The sequence below is a fragment of the Arthrobacter sp. zg-Y1143 genome (genome assembly GCF_030125565.1).
In the GTDB taxonomy this organism is placed as follows: Bacteria; Actinomycetota; Actinomycetes; order Actinomycetales; family Micrococcaceae; genus Arthrobacter_B.
In genome coordinates this window covers 23,071-41,696 of record NZ_JASKLW010000012.1, presented here as the reverse complement: position 1 = coordinate 41,696, position 18,626 = coordinate 23,071, and the positions used below count along the sequence as shown (strand labels likewise).

General features: G+C 64.2%; 20 protein-coding genes. 12 read left to right on the top strand and 8 right to left on the bottom strand.

The genetic code is table 11. The features are described from left to right. Window positions 1-94: 94 nt before the first annotated feature. Complete coding sequence (locus QNN98_RS13445) at window positions 95-679, bottom strand: TetR/AcrR family transcriptional regulator (protein ID WP_283997798.1); 585 nt, start codon at window positions 677-679, stop codon at window positions 95-97. A 55-nt stretch (window positions 680-734) separates the two neighbouring features. On the opposite strand from QNN98_RS13445, the gene QNN98_RS13440 reads away from it, so the two are divergent. Genes QNN98_RS13440 through hxlA form a run of 4 tightly spaced genes read left to right on the top strand, consistent with a single transcriptional unit; the run spans window position 735 to window position 4,171 of the window. Beyond that, window positions 735-2,219: an MFS transporter gene (locus tag QNN98_RS13440; protein ID WP_283997796.1), complete on the top strand. Its 1,485-nt coding sequence runs from the start codon at window positions 735-737 to the stop codon at window positions 2,217-2,219. A gap of 36 nt (window positions 2,220-2,255) precedes the next feature. Then, window positions 2,256-2,921 (top strand): SDR family NAD(P)-dependent oxidoreductase, encoded by a 666-nt coding sequence (locus QNN98_RS13435; RefSeq protein ID WP_227913064.1) that lies wholly within the window; start codon window positions 2,256-2,258, stop codon window positions 2,919-2,921. Between the two features lie 5 nt (window positions 2,922-2,926). Continuing rightward, a complete protein-coding gene (gene hxlB, locus QNN98_RS13430; RefSeq protein ID WP_227927153.1) occupies window positions 2,927-3,502 on the top strand; it encodes a 6-phospho-3-hexuloisomerase in 576 nt (191 codons plus the stop codon). 45 nt (window positions 3,503-3,547) lie between these two features. Beyond that, a complete protein-coding gene (hxlA, locus tag QNN98_RS13425; RefSeq protein WP_227927154.1) occupies window positions 3,548-4,171 on the top strand; it encodes a 3-hexulose-6-phosphate synthase in 624 nt (207 codons plus the stop codon). 61 nt (window positions 4,172-4,232) lie between these two features. Here hxlA and QNN98_RS13420 read toward each other — a convergent pair whose 3' ends face one another. Continuing rightward, entirely contained in the window at window positions 4,233-5,738 is a 1,506-nt protein-coding gene (locus QNN98_RS13420) for an MFS transporter (RefSeq protein ID WP_227927155.1), read from the bottom strand. A 427-nt stretch (window positions 5,739-6,165) separates the two neighbouring features. On the opposite strand from QNN98_RS13420, the gene QNN98_RS13415 reads away from it, so the two are divergent. Continuing rightward, entirely contained in the window at window positions 6,166-6,507 is a 342-nt protein-coding gene (locus tag QNN98_RS13415; RefSeq protein WP_227927156.1) for a helix-turn-helix transcriptional regulator, read from the top strand. 469 nt (window positions 6,508-6,976) lie between these two features. On the opposite strand, the gene QNN98_RS13410 is transcribed toward QNN98_RS13415, so the two are convergent. Beyond that, on the bottom strand, window positions 6,977-7,687 hold the full coding sequence (locus QNN98_RS13410) for a DUF3800 domain-containing protein (protein WP_227913059.1): 711 nt from the start codon (window positions 7,685-7,687) through the stop codon (window positions 6,977-6,979). A 143-nt stretch (window positions 7,688-7,830) separates the two neighbouring features. On the opposite strand from QNN98_RS13410, the gene QNN98_RS13405 reads away from it, so the two are divergent. Next, window positions 7,831-8,652 (top strand): DUF1883 domain-containing protein, encoded by an 822-nt coding sequence (locus QNN98_RS13405; protein ID WP_227913058.1) that lies wholly within the window; start codon window positions 7,831-7,833, stop codon window positions 8,650-8,652. A 1,221-nt stretch (window positions 8,653-9,873) separates the two neighbouring features. On the opposite strand, the gene QNN98_RS13400 is transcribed toward QNN98_RS13405, so the two are convergent. Next, window positions 9,874-10,605 carry a DUF2511 domain-containing protein gene (locus QNN98_RS13400; RefSeq protein WP_283997790.1) on the bottom strand — a complete coding sequence of 244 codons (732 nt, stop codon included), beginning with the start codon at window positions 10,603-10,605 and terminating at the stop codon, window positions 9,874-9,876. A 176-nt stretch (window positions 10,606-10,781) separates the two neighbouring features. Next, complete coding sequence (locus QNN98_RS16550; protein ID WP_227913339.1) at window positions 10,782-10,985, bottom strand: Lsr2 family DNA-binding protein; 204 nt, start codon at window positions 10,983-10,985, stop codon at window positions 10,782-10,784. A 231-nt stretch (window positions 10,986-11,216) separates the two neighbouring features. Between QNN98_RS16550 and QNN98_RS13395 the strand changes: the two genes are divergently transcribed. Together QNN98_RS13395 and QNN98_RS13390 are read left to right on the top strand one after the other, a co-directional pair. Beyond that, on the top strand, window positions 11,217-12,146 hold the full coding sequence (locus QNN98_RS13395) for an RHS repeat-associated core domain-containing protein (RefSeq protein WP_227927157.1): 930 nt from the start codon (window positions 11,217-11,219) through the stop codon (window positions 12,144-12,146). A 542-nt stretch (window positions 12,147-12,688) separates the two neighbouring features. Continuing rightward, on the top strand, window positions 12,689-12,925 hold the full coding sequence (locus QNN98_RS13390; protein WP_227913055.1) for a YbjQ family protein: 237 nt from the start codon (window positions 12,689-12,691) through the stop codon (window positions 12,923-12,925). Window positions 12,926-12,946: 21 nt separating this feature from the next. On the opposite strand, the gene QNN98_RS13385 is transcribed toward QNN98_RS13390, so the two are convergent. Continuing rightward, entirely contained in the window at window positions 12,947-13,552 is a 606-nt protein-coding gene (locus QNN98_RS13385; protein WP_227927158.1) for a class I SAM-dependent methyltransferase, read from the bottom strand. An 83-nt stretch (window positions 13,553-13,635) separates the two neighbouring features. Next, a complete protein-coding gene (locus QNN98_RS13380; protein WP_227927159.1) occupies window positions 13,636-14,184 on the bottom strand; it encodes a hypothetical protein in 549 nt (182 codons plus the stop codon). A gap of 133 nt (window positions 14,185-14,317) precedes the next feature. Between QNN98_RS13380 and QNN98_RS13375 the strand changes: the two genes are divergently transcribed. The 4 genes from QNN98_RS13375 to QNN98_RS13360 all read left to right on the top strand — a co-directional run bounded on the left by QNN98_RS13375 (window position 14,318) and on the right by QNN98_RS13360 (window position 17,645). Continuing rightward, window positions 14,318-15,334 carry an NADPH:quinone reductase gene (locus QNN98_RS13375; protein WP_227927160.1) on the top strand — a complete coding sequence of 339 codons (1,017 nt, stop codon included), beginning with the start codon at window positions 14,318-14,320 and terminating at the stop codon, window positions 15,332-15,334. Window positions 15,335-15,465: 131 nt separating this feature from the next. After that, a complete protein-coding gene (locus tag QNN98_RS13370) occupies window positions 15,466-15,594 on the top strand; it encodes a hypothetical protein (RefSeq protein ID WP_269439735.1) in 129 nt (42 codons plus the stop codon). A gap of 178 nt (window positions 15,595-15,772) precedes the next feature. After that, complete coding sequence (locus tag QNN98_RS13365; RefSeq protein ID WP_227927161.1) at window positions 15,773-16,501, top strand: GAF and ANTAR domain-containing protein; 729 nt, start codon at window positions 15,773-15,775, stop codon at window positions 16,499-16,501. 70 nt (window positions 16,502-16,571) lie between these two features. After that, window positions 16,572-17,645, top strand: a complete 1,074-nt coding sequence (locus QNN98_RS13360; RefSeq protein ID WP_442860337.1) for a DNA polymerase IV — start codon at window positions 16,572-16,574, stop codon at window positions 17,643-17,645. A gap of 31 nt (window positions 17,646-17,676) precedes the next feature. On the opposite strand, the gene QNN98_RS13355 is transcribed toward QNN98_RS13360, so the two are convergent. Then, window positions 17,677-18,543, bottom strand: a complete 867-nt coding sequence (locus tag QNN98_RS13355; RefSeq protein ID WP_227927162.1) for a helix-turn-helix domain-containing protein — start codon at window positions 18,541-18,543, stop codon at window positions 17,677-17,679. Window positions 18,544-18,626 lie beyond the last annotated feature (83 nt).

The window sequence follows — 18,626 nt, the reverse complement described above, 5'->3', positions numbered from 1 at the left end:
GCGGCTGCGCCCCGCGTGGGTGCAGCCGCCCTGCCTCTTAAACAAGGTCGGAAGCGTCACCGACGGGCCCGCCGCGTAACCGCCCCTGGCTGATTCAGGACCCGGTTGCCGGAGCCAGCAGCCTGCAGGCGGCGTTGACGGCGGCCTCCCGGCGTCGTTCCCGGGAAGTGTGGCTTGCTGCCGTTTCGCCGGTAAAGAGGACTTCCGGAGACTGCGCCCAGGCCGACGCGAGGGAAAACAGCAGCGTGACCAGGTCATGCGGATCCCAGGACGGATCGATGATTCCGTCTGTCTGGGCGCGGGCCACGTCCTCAACCGCGGGCCCCGGGCGGCCGCACGGTCGCTGCGGCAGCAGCTCCTGCGCTCCTTCCAGCCGCGCCCAGTCCAGCATGCGCAGGTGCTCTGGATAATCCGTCGCGTGGTCAAACATGGCCCCGACAAAACCGGGCAGGTCCAGGGCATCCCGGGGAATTCCGTCCGTGGTTTCCTGCAGGTTCATTTCCAGCACCGCGGTGAAAAGGCCGCTTTTGCTGCCGAAATAGGCGTAGATCCGCTCCTTGCTGGCCCGGGCTTCTGCCGCGATGCGGTCCACCCGGGCACCGGCCAGCCCGTACTGCGCAAACTCCTTACGTGCCGCTGCCATGACCCTGGCACGGGTAGCTTCGCCGTCGCTTCTCATCCCTGTAGTCTAGCTAAGCCAACCAACCAGTTCGTTTGATGAGGAATTCCCCTTTATGGACCGCACCACCCCTGCCGGCGCCCCTGAAGCGCACGACCACTCCGCGCATCCGCACCGCTGGCTGTTGCTGGCCGTGCTGGCCCTGGCCCAGCTGATGGTGGTCCTGGACGGCACCATCGTGAACATTGCCCTGCCCGACGCGCAGCGTGAGCTCGGGATGTCCGACGGCGACCGCACCTGGGTGGTGACCATCTACGCGCTGGCGTTCGGTTCGCTGCTGCTGCTCGGCGGCCGGATTGCCGACTACTGGGGGCGCAAGCGCACCTTTATGGTGGGCATGGCCGGTTTCGCCGTCGCGTCCGCCATTGGCGGCTTCGCGGAAAGTACCGAAATGCTGCTGGCCGCCCGCGGACTGCAGGGCGCCTTCGCCGCCCTGCTCGCCCCGGCGTCGCTGGCCATCCTGACCATCACATTCCCCACCGGCAAGGACCGGATCAAGGCCTTCGCCGTGTACGGCGCCATCGGCGGCGGCGGCGCGGCCATCGGCCTGCTGCTCGGCGGCGTGCTGACCCAGTACGCCAGCTGGACCTGGTGCCTGCTGGTGAACGTGCCCATCGCCGTCGTCGCCATGGCCGCCGGCCTGCCGCTGATCCGCGAGAGCAAGGCGCACGGCAACACGCGGTACGACCTGCCCGGCGCCATCCTGGTGGTGGCCGGCCTGGCGTCCCTGGTGTACGGCTTCTCGCAGGCCGAAAACGGCTGGGCCCGCGTGGAAACCATTGCCTTCCTGGCTGCCGGCGCCATAATCCTGGCGCTGTTTGTATGGGTGGAGAGCCGCGTCTCGAATCCGCTGCTGCCCCTGCGTGTGCTGGCCAATCGGGTCCGCGGCGGCGCGTTCCTGGCCTCGGCGCTGACCGGCGCCGCGCTGCTGGGCGGCATCCTGTTCCTCATCTTCTACTTCCAGATTGTGCTGGGCTACTCGCCGCTGAAGTCCGGCCTGGCGTCGCTGCCGATGACCCTGGCCATCATGGTGGGCGCCGGTGTGCTGTCCAACCTGCTGCCCCGCACCGGCGTCCGCCTGCCCATGACCGTGGGCCCGGTTGTGGGTGCGGCAGGGCTGGTGTGGCTGTCCTTCATCTCGGTGGAGGGCAACTACGCCCTGGAGGTCCTGCCCGGACTGATCCTGCTGGGCCTGGGCCTGGCGATGATCTTTGTGCCGCTGCAGAACGTGGCGCTGGCCGGGATTGATGAGCACGACGCCGGTGTGGCCAGTGCCGCTGTCTCTGCCACGCAGCAGATCGGCGGGTCCATCGGCACCGCCCTGTTCACCGCCGTCTACACCGCTGCCATCACCGCCTACCTGAGCGGCGCCGACGCGGCGCAGCCAGCAGCGCACCTGGAGGCGCTGGTCAGCGGCTACTCCACCGCGTTCATCTGGGCCGGCGTCGCACTGTTCCTGGCCGCGCCCATCGGGTTCTTTATGATCCGCCCGGCCAAGGAGGACCTGCTGAAGGTTCCCGACGTGGCGCACGTGGGCTAACGGAATTATTCGGCACCCTAACCAGTTGTAAGCACCATGACTACAATCGCGATCATTGGTGCAGGACGCGGCCTCGGAGCTGCCGTCGCTCGACGGTTCGGCGCGGAGGGATTCTCCGTTGCGCTGATTTCCCGGAACCAGGCCAAGCTGGATGCGCTAGCCGAAGACCTCGGCAAGGCCGGTGTCCAGGCCCGCGGCTTCGCTGCCGACGTCCGCAACCCGGAATCGATCGCTGCGGCCCTTGAGGCTGCGGCCGAAACCCTCGGCCCGGTAGAGGTGCTGCAGTACAGTCCGCTGCCGCAGAAGGACTTCATGCGGCCCGTCCTCGAGACCACCCCGGCGGACCTGGTGGGTCCCGTTGAGTTCTCCATCTACGGACCGGTGGCTGCAGTCCACCAGGTGCTGCCCGGCATGCGGTTCCTGGGCGGGAACCGCGGCACCATCCTCTTCGTCAACGGCGGATCGGCCGTTAAGCCCGGACGCGGCGTCACCGGAACCTCGGTGGCGTTCGCGGGCCAGGCGGCCTACGCGCAGCTCCTCAATGAGGTCCTCGGCGAGGAGGGCATTCACGTGTCCCAGCTCATCATCGGCGGACGCATCATCGAGGGCGATCCGGAAAAGGATCCCGACGTCCTCGCAGGCGTCCTGTGGGACCTCCACACCCGCCGGGACACGTTCCGCCACCAGATCAGCACGGACTGATCCGGGTGACTGAGATTTCAGGGCAGCCCTCCGTTCCCGCCAGCCTGAGCCTGCTCCAGGACGAGCTTGCTGCGGCGGCGGATGGCCTGCAGGAAGACCAGCTTGCCGGTCTGGTGAACGAGATCCGGCAGGCCCGGCGGGTCTTCGTCACCGGCGGCGGACGCAGCGGCCTTGCGCTGCGCATGCACGCCATGCGCCTCATGCACCTCGGACTTACCGTGCACGTCGTAGGCGAAACAACGACGCCGGCCATCGGCCCCGGTGACCTGCTGATTGTCGCCTCGGGATCCGGGACCACTGCCGGCGCAGTTGCCGCTGCGGAAACAGCCGCCTCCGTGGACGCCCGTGTGGCCGCGCTGACCACCGACGGCGAGTCGAAGCTGGCCGGGATAGCGCACCATGTGGTCCTCATCCCCGCAGCCCAAAAGACCGATCACCGCGGCACAGCCTCGCGCCAGTACTCCGGCAGCCTCTTCGAGCAGGCACTGCTCTTGGTGCTCGACGCCGTCTTCCACACCCTCTGGAAAATCGACGGCACCCCCGCCGAGGACCTCTGGCCCCGGCACGCGAACCTCGAATAACGCGTGCCCCCTCTACCTTCATCCCCAGTTAGCAAAGGAAATACCATGAAGCTTCAACTCGCCATGGACGTACTGACCGTCGAAGATGCCCTCGAGCTCTCCGGGAAGGTCGCCGAGTACGTCGACATCATTGAACTCGGCACACCGCTGGTCAAGAACGCCGGACTGTCCGCCGTCACGGCCATCAAGGAAGCCCACCCGGACAAGATTGTCTTCGCGGACCTCAAGACCATGGACGCCGGCGAACTCGAAGCCGACATCGCTTTCAAGGCTGGCGCAGACCTGGTGACTGTCCTCGGCGTCGCCGACGATTCCACCATCACCGGAGCCATCAAGGCCGGCAAGGCCCACGGCAAGGGCGTTGTGGTGGACCTCATCGGCGTCGATGACAAGGCGGCCCGCGCCAAGGAGGTCACCGATCTTGGTGCCGAGTTCGTAGAGTTCCACGCCGGTCTCGACGAGCAGGCCCAGGACGGCTATGACCTCAACACCCTGCTGACCGCCGGCAAGGAATCCGGTGTCGCGTTCTCCATCGCCGGCGGCGTCAAGCTGGCTACCCTCGCTGATGTCCAGGCCTCGGGTGCGAACGTGGCCGTCGTCGGCGGCGGCATCTACAGCGCCGATGACCCCGCTATGGCCGCCAAGGAATTGCGCGCCGCCATCAGCTAGCAGGACAAGCACCGCAGGAAAGAGGCCCGGGAAACCGGGCCTCTTTCCGTGTCCGGAGCCGCTATCCGTTCTCCGGCCCGCCGTTCTTCGCGCGGGCGCGGAAGATGCCGAACCCCACCAGCAGGGCCGCCAGCGCGGTGAGCGTGCAGGCGGCGAGCGTGGTTCCTTCCCGGAACTGCCCGGCCTGGGCGGCTGTCCACTCCCCCGCGGCAATGCTGCCGGTGAAGGCGGCAGCGATGAACGTGCCGGCAAGGGTGATGCCGACGCCGGTGGCCAACTCCCCGGCCGTGTCAACGAGGGCCGCGCCCACGGTGGTGCGGTCCGCCGGCAAGCCGCGCATCACGTTGTTGCCGGAGACCACGCCCACCACGCGCATTCCCGCCGCGACGAGTACCATGGCCACGGCAGTCCAGGGATAGCTGCGCTGGCCGAACACGGTGTAGACGGCAAGCCCGGCCACCACGGCGGCAGCGCTCAGCCGGGCGGCGTGCTCAAGACCGATCCGCTTGATAAGCGGGCCAATCAGCGCACCCCCGGCAATAAGGACCGCAACCTGCGGAAGCAGCCCCAGAGCTGCCTGGGCCGGGGTCCATCCCCACTCGAGCTGCAGCTGCAGGGTCACCATGTAGCCCAGGCCGGCAACGGCCAGTGCCGCCGCGGCTTTGAAGGCCAGGCCGCTGGACACCAGCGGTCGGGCCACCAGGGCGAAGTCCAGCAGCGGGTTGGCCGCATGCCGCTGGCGGAACGCGAAGCCCGCCCCCGCCAGGACGGCCAGCGCGGCCACGGCTTCCGGGCGCCCGGAAGCTGCGCCGTCTCCGACCAGCAGCGCGGGCACGGCCAGCACGGACACGATGGTGATGGTGCCGGTGAGGGCACCGATCAGGTCAAGGGGCTGGGCGTGGAGTTCGTCGGCGCGGTCCGCGGGGATTGCGGCGCGGATGCAGATGACGGCGACGACGGCGATTGGCACGTTGACCAGCAGCAGCGCCTGCCACGGGGCGGCGGCCAGCAGGAACCCTCCGGCTGCGGGGCCGATTGCCAGGCCAACCAGCCCCACGGTCGAGATGAGCGTCAGGGCCCGCACGCGCAGCCTCTCATCGTCAAAGAGGCGGAAGGCCAGGGCCATCGAACCCGGGGTGGTCATGGCGGCAGCAACGCCCATCACGGCGCGGACCGCAATCAGCTGCCCTACGGAGGTTACGGCCACGGTGGCCAAGCTCGCTGCGGCCAGGAGCACCAGCCCGGCCAGCATGACCTTGCGGCGGCCGGCCCGGTCGGCGAGCGCACTGAGCGCGATCATCAGCCCGCCGAAGACCACGGAATACGAGCTGGTCACCCACTGCAGGGCCGCCGTCGACGCACCCAGGTCGCGGCCGATCGTGGGCAGCGCGACGTTCAGGACCGAGTTATCCAGCATCTCGAAGAGGAACACCGCGGACAGCCCGGTCAGGGCGAGCCACGCCGCGCGCAGCGACTGCGGGGATTTCCCGGGCGGTCCGGCGGGTCCGGGTGCGGTCCCGGGGGCAGGTGCCTGGCCGGGTCCGGAAGCAGGTGGGCGGTTATCCATAGCGCACTCCTCTGATTAGGGAGAAGTGGCTGCCCGGCGGGCGGCGTATGCGTACGGGCAACAGGTCCGTATTTTTACTTCCGGTGAGAGGAGCGTACTGCCGTGCAGCGTTGGGGCGCAACGGCTCCAAAAACTACCCGGCGGGCGGTCGCGGAGCAAGCGGCGCGGAGCACACGGCCATTACTGTATGCGGGGAGCTTCGCTCCTGAGACTTTAACCGGCTGCGCCGTTCCGTTTCGGCTTTGGATGGTACTGCCCGCCCTTCTCTTGGCAAGCCGGCGCCGGGAGCTTTCGCGGCATATCCTCACTCGCTTCGCGCCCTCCGGTATTCCACAGTCCCCCGGCTCCGGCTGGCCAATTCACTTCGCGGGCAAGTCTTGACGGCGTTGCCGAAAGGAACGGTGGCAAAGAGAAAAGGAGCAAGTCCGTGAAGCAACTCATCACCCCGGAACAGGTATCCCGTAAATACGGTGTCAGTGTCCAGGAGCTGGCCGAATGGCGAGGCCGAAACATCGGCCCGGACTACTATCTGCTGGGTAAGCGGGTCATCCGCTACCTGCCCGAAAACGTCGACCAATGGTTCCGCGACCCCGCCAACGCACGCTGGCATGATTTCCCCGCAGTGGCATTCGCCAACACAAATAAAGGCCTGGAGGACAGCACCATGCCGTGGTTAAGTATCGACATACACCGCCCGCTCACCTGGTGGCGGGCAACACCGGATCAATTGGATCAATTGGCTCCGCGAGTGGCGGATCCGGATGTGTGAGCCCGCGTGCCCCGCTGGGAGTCATACGACCAGAACTGGAAAGCCATCGGGCAGGCCCTCGAGGATGTCGGAGACATTCTCGCCTGCGGCTCGTACGAGGACAGCCCCGCACCGGCGGAACTTTACCGCTGCCCCGCTGCTACACATAGGTTGGGGCGACGGCTGGTGACTTAGATCCTGAAGGTAGTCTGCAGCTGGCGTGCGCTCCGGGGGAACAGAGCCGGCATTGCCGACCCTGAAACGGAACCGGGGGCGATTCACACCGCGGCACGGGCAATCCCTACGCTAAAGGGGCACGTAGAACACGTCTCATGAATTCTAGTGCTGGGGACCTCCAGGAATCCGTATCTAACTTTTCAGCGAACTCTAGGTTTATATTTTGGCTTGTAACAAGTTTTCTATACAGCTATAGTCATAAGCGCAGACCCCCCCACACACGTGGATCAGGGGGTCTAGCTGTTTAACCGACTCATATTTCTTGCGGGCTGCGTCTGGGATCCCGTTCGCTGAGGTACTTCTCAAACCACTCCCAGGCAAACTCGTTCCTCGGATGCCGGTCTATCGAAGAGTTGGCGCACCAAGCCACGAGGTCCGCCATCTGCACGAGCTGTGAGCTTCGGGAGTCCAGGTGGATCGCGTCTTCGATCACGCGCCGCTGACTGAGCCGCAGGTTCCGGTGGGTGCTGCGGTATGAGGTGTCGCTTCCGTCACCGTCCATGAAAACAAGCGCCAATGAATCGGATCGTGCCAGTTCCGCTTCCAGACGATCAACTAGTGCCGCATAGGCCTGCTGGCGCGTGTGCGCGATGTCCTCGGGTTTCCCTTTTCGGTACACCGCTCCAAGACTCAGTCCCTCGGTGTTTCGTAGCGTTTCCAGACACTCCAAAGCAACCTCCCGTCCGAAGTCTTTCCAATACTCGACTCCGTTGTGGATATGCCGATCCGGGATTTGCGTGGAAATACGGCCGCGCCCGTTTACATACTCAGTGGTGTGCAGCTCCTGAGTGAGAGGGATCCTGTGCTCTCGCCAAAGGCGTTTACGCATCTGCAGCCAGTTACCTAGGGCGGAGGGCCAATGGTCGGGAGTGAACTCCACCCATCCATATACGACTAGTCCTGACCGAGGGTTGCCGGAGTCATCAACATAGATGAGCCGGTTGAGAAGCGAAGGCACCGTCATACTCTATTCGCATTTGGCCACCGGCTTACGGGCGTTCTCATGCAAACTCCAAGAACCATTTACTCATCAGGTCCGGCGTCGCCATCTCCAGTTGTGTCAGTTTTTGCTCATACACTGGGTTCAACGCAATCAGGGGGACCAGTATGGCAAACTTTCAAAGCTACGATCTGAAGCAGGTTAAGCGCGGATCCACGGTTGTGGTCACCCTAAAGGGCAGCGCCGCTAACGTGCGCCTACTTAATTCGTCCAATTTCTCCGCTTATAAAGCAGGAAGGCGGCACCGTCTACACGGCGGAGGGCTCGTCAAAAGGTCCCCCCACCGGATGACGGTGCCTCGTGATGGACATTGGTACGTGACAGTTGACCTCATCGGCATGGCCGCGAACGCTCGGGTGAAGTCATCAGTGTCTGTAGATCCGCCACCATTGCCTGTCGCACGTAGCGCGAAGCCATCTACGCTTTCTCAGGTACGGGCGGAGCTTCCGCCGGCTGTAACATCCAACGCCTCTCTCGAGGTGTGGGATGTTTTCATCTCCCACGCCAGTGAGGATAAAGTCGCCGTAGCCCGTCCCCTACGAGAGGCGCTTGAAGGATTCGGCGTACGAGTTTGGTTCGACGAGTTTCAGATGGGAATCGGTGACAGCCTGCGAAGGAAAATTGACCAAGGTCTAGCTCGGAGCGCTTTCGGAGTAGTCATTTTATCTGAGCACTTCTTCTCAAAAGGATGGCCTCAATACGAGCTGGACGGGATGGTAACTCGCTCGGTTTCAGGCGAGCAGAATCTTCTTCCGATCTGGCACAAAGTAACAAGAGACGAGGTCATGGCGGAAAGCCCCTCGCTAGCTGACAAGGTCGCCAGGTCCACTAGTCAGTACACTGTGGCCGCAATAGCTGAAGAGATTGCGCGTCGGGTACGGCCGGACCTGTTTGATGACTCTGAGCAGCTCCTCAAAGAGGACCTGTAGGCGTGTGACATTGAGTCCAAACCCGATCAGAGCATGTGACGAAACAACGGCCTTATTGTGCCCCGCCGATCTACCTGACAAGAGCCGGGGAAGGTGGCGAAACTGGCCAGTTGTCCCGCTTAGGGATCCTTGACAGCACACTTTTCAACGGACTCTCACTTGACCTTTAGACCGGCTTGCGGACACTTCGGCGGGAGGGACGTCATGTCGCCTCGAATGCAGGCGCAGCCACCCGTAGCATGAATTCATGACAGAGCTGCAGAAGATTGGCGTTACTGTCGGGACCGATTGGTTGCCGCCTGGCTGCTCAGCAGAAACATGGGTGGGAAGCAACTGTCCTGCCGCAGAGCCAGCAGTGGTCACGCGGCTGCTCATCATCCGACGGATCCTAGGCCAGGAGCCGGAATTCTTCTGTGTTCCAACTACCAGAGGACTAAATCTCCCGACCCGTTATTTGTACGACCGATCTAGCCGCGAGTCCCTATCTTTAGGTACTTCGCGACTGATATGGGAGATTTTCGAGAAAGCTGACGTCATGGTCCACTGCATTGGCTTTGTTCGAAATGTGGTCTCGACTCCCAACTCCAACTACATCTACCCTGTGCCCTGGGCTCACGTGCCCGTATTTCTAGTTGCCAGCTCCGAACAACCGATTGCTGTTGGAGAGTGGATTGGAGTTGACCGTGCCCGATTAGAGCTAGCCGACCGACACTGGTGGCCAATCGTCGAACATTACTTTGCCGGGGACGACGGCTGACGCTTGAGCAAAGCTCTCGCAAGCCGAGGACTCCCAGGCCGACCGTACAGGGATCCCTCTATGGCGTATGTGACGCACCGGCCTAGCTCAATGAGCAACAATGATCACAATTCCCACCAGGAGGCAGAGGTTGTGAAAAGGTTCTATGACGCGTCGAGCTTCAGCAATAGAGCTGGGAGCGAAGCTCCCTTCAAACTCGACGAGCAAAGCAACCAAGTCAAAGGCAGGATCCACCGTGGGGATGGGCTGATCCGTACCGGTTGGAGCTGCCTCTCGTCGAGAGAGGCGGATCCAACCTGACTCCTACTACCTGCTTCGCGACTGGACCGCTTAGCAAAACATACTGCAGGGGCTTCCGGGCACGGTCGGACTATGCCATTTCCCGATGTTGGAAAACGACCGTTCGCCGACGCACGACGCTTCAACCTCCGATACGGCCCACACGAGTCCTGCTCTTGGGAAGATTAATCACAGAGCGCAAGAGCGGCATCAATGACCGGGCTGATGTCTTTTTTTAGCCCGGAAACATCTGGATTCGACGCCCAAATCGGATCAATGTCGAGAAAGTTGCCGTGATCCTTGGCTGTTCCGTTTACTGCGTAGGTCTTGCCATTTGAATCATCTACGGTCGCCACTTGGAGGGATCGTCCTGACACTGTGATGTCCTCACAGTGTGCAACTACATAAGGAACGGTCAGCGGCCACTCATCTCCGAATGTGGTGCTGACCATCAGACCGGGATCTTTAGCCACCTCAGAGGGCACGTCGACAGGGGCCTGTACTTTTTCGTCTGTTGGTAGATAGCTTGCGCAAAGTCCGTCCTGAGGCTCTCCCAGGGTGACCATTGGGAACCTGACGACAACATAGCCAGCACTCCCACCAAGACCATCCAGGCCCCCTCCTGGCTCGTAGGTGCGGTCAACGCAGACCTCGGATTCATTGACGATGACCCCCTCAAAGCTCATACCTTTCCAAATGGGAGCATCGGGGAGTTCAGCCTGAACTGCGGCCTCTGCCGCGGCCACACGTTCCGTATCAGTCATCTTCACGGCCGGAGTCGCTGGTGCCGACGGTGTCGGAACCGCTGGGGCGGAAGTCTCCTCTGCGGCGGTTGAGGGAGCCGGCGCGGCGCAGCCGGCGAGAAGCAGAGCGGAAAGAGCGACACCGGAAAGGGCCTTAAACCCAGAAGTAATCATGCGCTCACTGTACCGAGACCATTGGGATCACCCGCTCTGAACCATTCGTACGGTTTGGGGGTATCTGGATGAATTTTCCGGAGATGTGATTAAAAGCCGATAACAGCGCATATGTCAGTCCTCTCCGGGGAAAGCTTTCCGAGCTTATCCGTAAGGGCGGAAGCGGGCCGGCCTGTTTAGGAGCTGGCTGCTTGATAGGCCTCGACGATGACTTTGCTGATCCGGCCCCGACTGCTGGGGCTGTAACCGTTCTTCTCCGCCTCACGGATACGGTGGGTTTCATCCCGAGAAGAAATCTTTGAGCGCTGCTGGGGCCCCGCCCTGCCACGAACTTTACGACCCTTTTCCAAGTAAACGCTCAACTCGTCGCACCAGAACACCTGATCGCCATCCCACAGGAACACAGATTTCCGTGTTTCCGTGTTAGTGCCTCTTGAGAGGGGCGGAAGACCACCATGGGGAAAACACCTGTTTCTATTCGCAAAGACAGGTACTGTCTCGCCGCAGACAAGCGCATAACGCCGGGTTTAGCGTGCACTCACCGGAGCAATCAGCCTCCGCGTCAGTCTCGATTTCTTCGGGGGTCATCATGTCCATAGCGTTATCCCGCCGTGCCCAAAAAGGACGGCGCCGGGAACCTCACCGCCGACCCCTCCGGGACGTACAGGTACAACGGGGCCGAACAGATGACGACGGCCACTGTTGGCGGGGAGGCCTACACCTACAAGTACGCAGGCCCAGCCCAGAACGAGCTGCTGTCCCAGACCACGCCTCAGGGCACCTATCAGCTCACCTACGGCCGCACGGACGCGCAGGGACTACCGGTGATTGAGCAGTTGAAGAAGGACAACCTCACCGCCTATGTGGAACATGATCCGGTCACCGGTGAGCCGCTGATGCTGCGTACCAGTTCCGGCATGCAGTCCCTGTATGTTTACGACGGCACCGGTAACCCTGCCGCCCTGATCACCAGCGGCAAGTATGTGGCCTTCGCCTATGCCTACGATCCCTACGGCAGGCCCGCCCTCACCGAAGACTCTGGGGGCCTGGGCGTGCCGCAGAACCCGTACACCTTCAAGATCGGGCTCCAAGACCGGGCCACGGGGTGGGTGAAATACGGCCAACGCTGGTACAACCCCGGCATCGGACGGTGGACTCAAATGGACACCCTGGACACCCCCCTTAACCCGGCTAATGCCAACCGCCATGCGTACGCAGCTAACGATCCCGTCAACAACTCTGACCCACTCGGTCTCTTCTCACTGGGAGACGCTGTTGGAGGACTAGCCGACGCCGTAGTGGGCGCTGTAGGCACTGCTATAGGTGTAGGTTTGAAAACTTCTATAGGTGGCTGGGTCGCCGGCGCTGCCGGCAGTTGTTTAGCCGGTGCCCTAGGTGAAGGAATCGGCAATGCCATCGATGGGGAGTCAACGTCTCTAGGAGACGTAGGTGCCGCCTGTGCTGTAGGAACAGGGGCATTCGTTGCTGGAGGACTCGTGGGGGCAGGTATTGGCAAGGTGACGGGAGCGGCACAGCCGTGATCTGGTGGTATCTAATACCCGCTGCCCTTTTGTGCCTCACAGCACTATCGCTCGCGGTTCTTCCCTCCCATATGGGAGGGACACCATCGCAACGACGAAAATATTATGCCGCTTCCGTGGTTTGCACTCTCATAGGAGCCGCCCTCCTCCTAGCGACGGTAAACTGGTGACGCTTCTTCACTAGCATTACCGGTGAGGGGCCGAGTCTTCCGCGGAAGGACTCGGCCCCTTTCTCGCGTCCTCATAAGTTCCCAAAATACCGGCGGTGTCCTTCTGGCTGGTAAAGGCCGCATTACCGTGTTGGCCAACGATCTTCTGACGGGGGCGCGTTGTCGGCGGCCCGGTGACCTTGGCTTGGGTGTGGTGGACGCGCAGCGTGTCCTTGCGGCGGCCGGGGAGCGCGCGGCGGAGGCCGCCGCACGCGCACCCAGGGAATTTCGGGGCACACGACGGAAGGGCCCGGAATCCCTTGATCTGCGATCCGGCCCCTCTCCCCCCGGCCTTTCTATCTACCCGGCTTCGGGCACGGCTGGTTTAGCGGCGTGAACAAGAGTGTCGGTGCGGACCTGCTGGCCGGCCTGTCCGATATCCGGCAAACCGCCCTCGCCAAGTTGAAGGAGGAGGCCTACGCACTCGGATGCAACGCCGTGATCGGCGTGGATTTCGATTACCTGACCATGGATCCCGAGACCGCAACCAGTTCCGGCGGCACCCTGTATCTCCCCTTCCTCTTTGCGGTTACCGCAAACGGCACCGCCGTGGTGCTCGAAAAGAACTAGCAGTCCGGGCAAAGCCGGCGGTTAGGCCCGGCCCAGCACCGCCACCAGGAAATCAGACTCCGGCGTAAACGGCCGCAGGTCCCACGTGCCGAAGCGCTGCTCCACCCGCAGTCCGGCCGCGGCGGCGTCGTCGAAGAACGTGTCGAACGCGTAGCCGCGGTTGCCGCCGAAGCCCACCACAATCCGGCCGTCGCGGGCCAGATGGTTCCGCATCCGCGTGAGCACGTCGACGGCGGTGCCCGGCGCCAGGAATGTCATGACGTTTCCGGCGCAGACAATCAGGTCAAAGGGTTCGGCCACGCCCGCGGCGGGCAGGTCCAGCTCGGCCAGGTCGCCTACGAACCACTGCACGTCGGGGAAGTCCTGCCGGGCGGCGTCGATCAGTTCCGGGTCCACATCCACGCCCACGACCGTGTGGCCGCGCCGGGCCAGTTCCCCGCCCACCCGTCCGGGACCTGCTCCGGCGTCGAGGATCCGGGCACCCCGCTGCAGCATTGCATCCACCAGCCGGGCCTCGCCGTGCAGATCAGCGCCATCGCGGCGCATCTGCTCAAACCGGGAGATGTACCAGGCCGAGTGTCCCGGATTCTGTCGCTTCTTGGCTTCCCACAGGGTTTCGTGTCGCATGCTTCCAGCCTACGTCCGCAGAACGGACGCGGCCGTCCGGGCAGCCGCGCAGGCTGACCGGACGGCCGCAGTCCACGCTCGGCCTAGGCCTGCGCCGCTGCCTTGCTCTTGCGGTGCTGCTTCCTGGCCTTGAAGTAGTCACTGGACGGCTTCAGGAACAACAGCACGGTTGCCGCCAGGGTCAGGACAACGGATACCAGCGTCACCCAGGCAACCTCGTAAACATCCACGAGGCTCCCGGAGAACTGCACCCGGGTGTTCAGCGCGGTCAGGACCACAACCACAATGAGCACAATCCTCGGCCAGCCGTGGCCCATCCGGGACAGCAGTGCCAACGCGATGAGGATGAGGGCGGTGATGATGCCCGCCGTGGTAAAACCTTCGATCTGGTTATTGGCCCAGATCTCAGCGTTTTCCGGCCCGAGGGAGCGCTCCATCTGGGACTTGTACCGGTCCTGGTTAGCGGTCACGATCGCCACCGGAATGCGGATCAGCACCGTAGCCGCTGCAGCCAGCAGGAGCCAGAAGGCGGTTTCCACCGTCTTCGCCCGTGCCGGAGCCATGGCCTTGGCTGGTGCCGGAGTTGCGGGCTGGAATCCTCCGGAATTGCTGTAACTGGTCTCTTGAGACACGTTCTCTTTCCCCCCATAGAACTGACGTATTCAACGGCGGATCCGCCGCATCGGTAGGTAGCATAACGGACAGTGTGCTGACTTTTTCATTCCGGGCGGGAATAGAAGAAGGACGCCGTGCCTTGTACCGCCAATGAAAGCAATCGTGTACTCCACCACAGGCCCCTCATCCGTCCTCACGCTCGAGGAGCGCGACGTCGCCTCGCCCGGTCCGGGGGAGGTGCGGGTCCGCGTCGCGGTCTCCGGCGTAAACCCCACCGATTGGAAGGCCCGCGCCGCGGGAAACCTTGCCTTCCCCGAGGTGGTGCCGAACCAGGACGGCGCCGGCACCGTTGACGCCGTCGGCGAAGGGGTTACTGACCTGCAGCCCGGTGACCGGGTGTGGATCTACCTCGCGGCGCACGGCCGCCCCACCGGCACCGCGCAGGAATTCACGATCCTGCCGGCCGACCGTGCGGTGAAGCTGCCCGAGGGCATCGGATTCGACGTCGCGGCCAGCCTCGGCGTCCCGGCCATGACTGCGCACCGCGCGCTGACCGTGCATGAAGACGGTCCCACCCGGCTCGCCCCGGGCGCCCTCGCCGGACGGACCGTCCTCGTCCAGGGCGGGGCCGGCGCTGTCGGGCACGCCGCCATCCAGCTTGCCGTGTGGGCCGGTGCCACCGTGATTGCCACGGTCAGCAGCGATGCGAAGGCCGAGCTGGCGCGCGCTGCCGGCGCCCAGCACATTGTCCGCTACCCGGACGACGCCGAGGCGGACCGGATCCGCGAGATCGCCCCGGACGGCGTCCACCAGATCGTGGAGGTCTCCCCCGCGCAGAACGCGGCACTCGACGTGGACGTAATCGCCAACCACGGCAGCATCGCCTACTACGCGAACAACAACGGCGAGGAATTCACCGCTCCGATCGTCGCCAGCTTCGCCAAGAACGTCCGCTGGCAGGGTGTGCTCATCTACACCGTCGGTGAAGCGGCCCAGCACGCCGCGGCAGAGGACATCACCGCAGCTCTGCGCGACGGCGTCCTGCCGGTGGGTGAATCCGCCGGGCTCCCGCTCACCTGGTTCCCGCTGGAGGAAACCGCTGCCGCGCACGACGCTGTCGAGAACGGCACCACCGGAAAGATCCTCATCCGCGTGGAAAACGCTTAGTCAAGGGAAGTAAGGTCCGGTGCCGGACCGTGCGGGGGTTACGCCCGGCCGCGGCCGGGTGCAGGATGGGTGATACCCACCGAGGCAGCTGGACCTGAGCCTCAACCCCCAGTGAGGAAAGGCAGAATCCCATGGCAGATTTGGGCGGCATGGCAGACAAGGCCAAGGACGCGGCCAAGGATCATCCCGAGCAGGTTGATCAGGCCAAAGACAAGGTCAAGGACAAGATGAGCGGCAACAAGGACGACGAGCAGAAGTAGCTGCAGGCAGGAGGCCGGGGGCGCCCCCCCACCAGGGGCCCCCCCCCCCCCCGGGGCGGGGGGTGGTTGGGGAGTATAATACGCACGACGCGCATATCTCGGGGCCGGCAGGCGGCCGCCCCACCCCCCCGGGAGGGCCCGGCCTCCTCGCTTTCGGCGTGTTGGATAGGCTTAGAACATGTCAGTCCATACCCCGGGAACCTCAGTCGCCGCGCAACTGCAGAAGCTTATTCTCGACCACCCGGTAGTGAGTCCGTTCCTGGAGGCCTTTGCCGTCCATGCGGCTGACCTGTTCAGTGACCCGACCAAGATTCTCTGCAGCATTACCCTCAAGCGGGACAAACACGCCCAGACCGTGGCCACCAGCGGGCCGGAGGCGATCGAACTGGACGAGCTGCAGTACGGGTACGGCGACGGGCCCTGCCTGCACGCGGCGGAGACTGATGAACGAAGCCTGGTGGACGACACCGGCACGGACCCCCGCTGGCGGGAGTATTTCGAAGAGATCCGCAGCCGGGGCTATCACTCGATGCTTGCTGTGCCCTTGCTCATTGGGAACGACGGCGGCGCCGCCCTGAATCTCTATGCCCGGGCCAAGGGGATCTTCTCGGAAGAGCTGACCGGCCGCGTTCAGGAGTATGCGGAGGAAGCTGCCATCACCCTTCAGGTTGCCGTGCAGATCGCCAACCACCAGGACATGGGTGAGAACCTGCGCAAGGCCATGGAATCCCGCACCGCCATTGACGTTGCGGTTGGCATTGTCGCCGGCCAGAACCGCTGCAGCCAGGAGGAGGCCTTCGCCATCCTCGGCCGCGCCTCCAGCAACCAGAACATCAAGCTGCGCGAACTGGCCGAGCGTTTGGTGGAATCTGTCACCGCCTCCAAGGTGGCAACCCACTTCGCCTAGGCGTCTTTCGGAGTGCAGCATCCGGTGATTCTGCTGGTCGCGGCAGCCGCGCCTGCGGCACACTGGTCGCGTGAGCGGAAACCATTGGGTGCTGCACGTTGACCTCGACCAGTTCATTGCGGCCGTTGAAGTGCTGCGGCGCCCGGAACTGGCGGGCAAACCGGTGATTGTGGGCGGCCGGGGCGACCCGACCGAACGCGCCGTGGTCTCCACCGCGTCCTACGAAGCGCGGGCGTTCGGCGTGGGCTCCGGGATGCCGCTGCGGGTCGCCGCCCGCAAGGTGCCCGACGCCGTCATCCTCCCCGTGGACACCGAAGCCTACCTGGCCGCGTCCGACGTCGTGATGGCCACCCTGCGTGCCCAACCCGGCGCCGTCGTACAGGTGCTGGGGTGGGACGAAGCCTTTGTCGGCACGCAGACGGAAGATCCGGAAGCCTACGCCCGGCACCTCCAGTCCGCCGTGCTGGAGCAGACGCAGCTGCACTGCAGCGTGGGCATCGGCGACACCCTGGTCCGGGCCAAAAACGCCACCGACCTGGGCAAACCCGCCGGCGTCTTCCGGCTCACCCGGGAGAACTGGCTGGAGGTGATGGGTGCCCGCCCCACCCGGGAGCTGTGGGGTGTCGGCGCCAAGATTTCCGGCCGGCTGGCCAAACTCGGCATCAGCACCGTTGCGGAGCTGGCCGCTGCCGATCCGCAGGCCCTGGTGCCGGAGTTCGGCCCGAAGATGGGGCCGTGGTACGCGGAGCTGGGCCGCGGCGACGGGTCCAGCACGGTGGATGACACGCCCTGGGTGGCGCGCGGGCACAGCCGGGAAACCACCTTCCAGCAGGACCTTACCGAGCCGGCACAGGTGGAAGCCGCCGTCCGGGAGCTGGCCGCGAATGTCCTGAAGGACGTCGCGGCCGAGGGCCGTCCGGTGATCGGCTTGACCCTGAAAGTCCGGTACGCACCGTTCACCACCAAAACGCACGCGCGGAAAATCCCGGAAACCTTTGACCGGGACGAGGTCCTGGCCCGATCGCTGGACCTGGCCGGCGCCATTGAGCCCGGTCGTCCCATCCGGCTGCTGGGCCTGCGTGCGGAAATGCCGATGCCCGATGACGCGCGGAAGGGACACACGCCCACCCGCGGCGGTTGGTGAGCGCGGCCGCGGCCGGCGCGGGGGCCTCCGCTCAACCGTCCAGCTGAAGTGCCGTCGCCGTGACAGCCGAGACGCGCAGGAAATCGAGTTTTCCTGCCGCCTCGGATCCGGCGGCAGCCGTGTAGGCGACAATGTGCAGGTCCGTGCCGGCCACGGTGAAAATGTCGCAGTCCAGCTCCACATCCCCGACGACGGCGTTCTGCACCACTTTCATTTCGGACTGGTGCTCGCTGACGGTTCCGCTGTCCCACAGTGTACGGAACCGTTCACTGGACGCAGCCAGATCAGTAACCAGCTCCTGCACCCTGCGGTCATGCGGGTACCGTCCGTAAGCGCGGCGCAGGTCCGACACCAGGGATGCTTCAAAAAGCTCCAAGCTGTCCTTCGGACAGATGATCCGAATTCCGCTGCTGCCCAGCGTTCGCCCGGCAAAGTGCGAGCGCAGGAGATTGGGACGCCCCTTGTCGGGCGGGATGGGCTCCCCGAGAAGGGCCGCCCACAGCGGACTGAAGGACAGCAGGTCCCAGGCGGCGGTGAACACGGCCACCGGTACTTCACCAAGCCTCGCCACCAGCCGCTGCACGCCGGGCGGGATATGCGTCGGAACTTCTCCGGGCCCGGGCGGAAGCAGCCCGGAAATCTCGAAGAGATGCGAGCGTTCGGTGTCGCTCAGCTGCAGCGCACGTGCCAGTGCCGCCGCCACCTGGGCGGAGGGCCGGCGGGCACGGCCCTGCTCAAGGCGCACCAGGTAATCAACACTGACACCTGCCAGCTGGGCCAGCTCCTCCCGCTTCAGCCCCGGCGCCCGCCGGAACCCGTAAACGGGCAGGCCCGCGTCCGCCGGCTGCAGCCGGTTCCGCCAGGAACGGAGAAGGGCACCCAAGTCAGAATCCTGCATGGCTAGAGTGTGACAGCCGCAAACCGGTTCTGGGTGGCATTGGCAGTCCCTATGCTGGCCCGTGCCACGACATCAGTCCGCAG

Excerpts from the sequence above, each read along its gene's own strand:
- QNN98_RS13445 (WP_283997798.1), bottom strand. The coding sequence starts at position 679 with ATGAGAAGCGACGGCGAAGCTACCCGTGCCAGGGTCATGGCAGCGGCA.
- QNN98_RS13440 (WP_283997796.1), top strand. The coding sequence starts at position 735 with ATGGACCGCACCACCCCTGCCGGCGCCCCTGAAGCGCACGACCACTCC.
- QNN98_RS13435 (WP_227913064.1), top strand. The coding sequence starts at position 2,256 with ATGACTACAATCGCGATCATTGGTGCAGGACGCGGCCTCGGAGCTGCC.
- hxlA (WP_227927154.1), top strand. The coding sequence starts at position 3,548 with ATGAAGCTTCAACTCGCCATGGACGTACTGACCGTCGAAGATGCCCTC.
- QNN98_RS13420 (WP_227927155.1), bottom strand. The coding sequence starts at position 5,738 with ATGGATAACCGCCCACCTGCTTCCGGACCCGGCCAGGCACCTGCCCCC.
- QNN98_RS13410 (WP_227913059.1), bottom strand. The coding sequence starts at position 7,687 with ATGACGGTGCCTTCGCTTCTCAACCGGCTCATCTATGTTGATGACTCC.
- QNN98_RS13405 (WP_227913058.1), top strand. The coding sequence starts at position 7,831 with ATGGCAAACTTTCAAAGCTACGATCTGAAGCAGGTTAAGCGCGGATCC.
- QNN98_RS13400 (WP_283997790.1), bottom strand. The coding sequence starts at position 10,605 with ATGATTACTTCTGGGTTTAAGGCCCTTTCCGGTGTCGCTCTTTCCGCT.
- QNN98_RS13385 (WP_227927158.1), bottom strand. The coding sequence starts at position 13,552 with ATGCGACACGAAACCCTGTGGGAAGCCAAGAAGCGACAGAATCCGGGA.
- QNN98_RS13375 (WP_227927160.1), top strand. The coding sequence starts at position 14,318 with ATGAAAGCAATCGTGTACTCCACCACAGGCCCCTCATCCGTCCTCACG.
- QNN98_RS13370 (WP_269439735.1), top strand. The coding sequence starts at position 15,466 with ATGGCAGATTTGGGCGGCATGGCAGACAAGGCCAAGGACGCGGCCAAG.
- QNN98_RS13365 (WP_227927161.1), top strand. The coding sequence starts at position 15,773 with ATGTCAGTCCATACCCCGGGAACCTCAGTCGCCGCGCAACTGCAGAAG.
- QNN98_RS13355 (WP_227927162.1), bottom strand. The coding sequence starts at position 18,543 with ATGCAGGATTCTGACTTGGGTGCCCTTCTCCGTTCCTGGCGGAACCGG.